Source organism: Paenarthrobacter sp. 10L420 (assembly GCF_056395385.1).
In genome coordinates, this window is record NZ_JBFTJK010000049.1 from 1 (window position 1) to 2,550 (window position 2,550).

A 2,550-nucleotide genomic window follows, 5' to 3' on the forward strand; every position below is an offset into this window, starting at 1 on the left:
TTGGCGACCTGTTCGATGGGCAGCGCGTCCGCGGCGGCTGCCATGGCCGCAGGGTCCTCGAGGCCGGCTTTCTGTTCCGGGCTCAGTGACAGCGGCGCCCAGAACCGGGTGTTTTCCAGCGCCAGGGCATAGTCCGTATCGAAGGAGAGTTTGATCTCAATCATCTTCTCTATCCCGGCCGGATCCCGTCCGGCGGCCGCCGCACCTTCGAATACGGCCGGCAGCAGCTTCTCCCTATATAGGTCCATGCCTTTGCCGCTGGTGCAGATGAAACCATCGCCGGCCGCGCCCGCGTAGCGGGCCACCACCGGGCCGCCAGCGGCAATATAGATCGGAACCGGGGTTGCGGGCCGGTCATAGACGGTCGCATTGACCGTGCGGTAGTACTCACCGTTGAAACTGACCCGGTCCTCGGTCCACAGCCGGCGCATCAGCTCCACTGCTTCCCGGGCCCGGGCGAAGCGTTCCTTAAACGCCGGCCACTCTGCCCCGGTGACGGCAACCTCGTTCAGTGCCTCACCGGTACCCATGCCCAGGATGACCCGGCCCGGATACAGGCAGCCCAGGGTAGCGAAAGCCTGAGCGACGACCGCCGGATTGTAGCGGAACGTCGGGGTGAGCACGCTGGTACCCATCACAATCCGGCTGGTACGTTCGCCCACCGCGGCCATCCAGGCCATAGCGAAGGGTGCATGCCCGCCCTCGTGGCGCCACGGCTGGAAATGGTCCGAAACCATCACCGAATCCAGGCCGATGTTCTCGGCAAGAACCGAATACTCAACCAGGGTCCTCGGGTCGAATTGTTCTGCGGAGGCTTTATAGCCGATCCTGAAACTCATTTCACTCCTCGCTACATGCATTCAAATGGTTTAGGGGGAAGAATCGGGCGTCCGGGGGACGGTCTCTCATCTCGTTGCCTGCACGCCCTACGTCTCCATCACGCCATCGATGGGGTCCCGTGGTCGAGCTCCTGGGCGATTTTTCCCAGCTCGCTCACGAATTTCCGCGTCTCACTGTCACTCGAAGAGGCAGGGTGCGAATAAACGACTCGATCCAGACCGAGGTCAACGTATCGGTCTACGAAGTCGAGCCGTCCCAGGTTGAGGGTGACTTCCATTGGCTTCCCGACGGCCGCCGCCCGTTCGCGCAGCTCTGTGATCCGGTCTCCTAGGCCATCGAAGTCGTTATCATTATGACCAGGCATCCACGCGTCGGCGTGACTCAGTGTTCGATCGAGCACGGTCGGACCCATACCGCCCATCAGAATGGGCGGATGAGGCTGCTGGATTGGCTTCGGCCACTGGAAAATGGGATCGAAGTCGACCTGCTTCCCGTGATACTCCGCTTCTTCATGCCCCCAGATTTGCTTCATAGCTTCAATGCGTTCCAGCATGAGCCCGTTACGCGTCTTGACGTTTACGCCGTGATTAGCGAGCTCAGCAGCGTTCCACGCCGCTCCCACTCCGACGCCGAAGAGGAAGCGTCCGCCCGTCAAACGGTCGATCGTGGCGATTTCCTTGGCAAGCCAGATCGGGTCGCGTTGAACGACCAGACAGATGCCGGTCCCCAACAGCAGGGTGGAGGTCACCGCCCCCATCATCGCAAGCGTCGTCAGCTGATCGTAGTTGCGGTAGTACTCGCGAGGGAAGCCCCCGGGCGAGTGCGACCCGGTGAAGCGCCGCTCGCGTGCATCCGCGCTGCCGCCGTAAGCCACTTTCTGGTCAACGGGTAACCGCGAAGCTACTGGAACGTGAGAATGGTCCGGTAGCCAGATCGACTCGATACCGCTGTCCTCGGCAATGCGAGCGAACTCCAGAGGCGGAAATGTCTCATCGGTGGGGTAGAACTTGATGCCAGTTTTCATGTGATTTTCTCCCTGGGGGTGCCGGCTCCGTTTGGGGAGACACGGACTCATTGTGCCGAGCTATCGCGGCCGAGTTAGTACCGCATGCACGTGGGATCACATTCCACGTGCTCTTTGGATTCGTAGTCTGCAATCGATGTGCACTAACGATGACGTCTAGGTCCACGAGATGTCTATTCGGTTGTGCGTAGATGTTGTGGCCCGGTGTACGTGACTTGGCTTCCGGGGACGTGGCGCCATTTCTGACCTTGGTCCTGCTCTTCGATGAAGTGCGCAGCAAGAGACAACGTCCGTGAAGTCATCAGGATGGGACGTGCCAGGCGGGGATCGAGGCCGAGGTCCAAGAGCAGCGCAGCGGAGACGCCGTCGATGTTGGTCGCGATTCGCCGTCCCACGGCTGCTTCCAGCTCGGCCTCGATCGACTCAAGCAGAAGACAGTGATCGCCGTAGACCCCATATTCATCGGCAATCCCCATCAGCAGAGGCGCTCGTGGGTCAACGTCGTGGTGCGGGTGCCCGAATCCTTCGATCGGTTCGCGGGCGGCGCGTCGCTCGGACACGAAACTCTTTGCCTTCGCGCGGATCTCGTCGGGGCGATGGCTTCCGGTGCTCTGGACGCCGGCTACGGCTTCCCGGAGCCACCCGGCGATCTGTTCTCCGGCGCCGCCATGGTGATCACCGATGGT

General features: G+C 61.5%; 3 protein-coding genes. All 3 read right to left on the reverse strand.

Going from position 1 to position 2,550, the window contains the following annotated elements:
- The coding region (fgd, locus tag AC1DD5_RS25550; RefSeq protein ID WP_477523112.1) for a glucose-6-phosphate dehydrogenase (coenzyme-F420) at nt 1–839 on the reverse strand (839 nt) is incomplete at its 3' end.
- A 98-nt stretch (nt 840–937) separates the two neighbouring features.
- On the reverse strand, nt 938–1,864 hold the full coding sequence (locus AC1DD5_RS25555) for an LLM class F420-dependent oxidoreductase (protein ID WP_477523113.1): 927 nt from the start codon (nt 1,862–1,864) through the stop codon (nt 938–940).
- Nucleotides 1,865–2,037: 173 nt separating this feature from the next.
- Nucleotides 2,038–2,550, reverse strand: a 513-nt coding sequence (locus AC1DD5_RS25560; protein ID WP_477523114.1) for a citrate/2-methylcitrate synthase, incomplete at its 5' end; no start/stop codon positions are given.

What these genes read in the sequence shown, in the direction of transcription:
- AC1DD5_RS25555 (WP_477523113.1), bottom strand. Translation starts at nt 1,864, where the DNA reads ATGAAAACTGGCATCAAGTTCTACCCCACCGATGAGACATTTCCGCCT.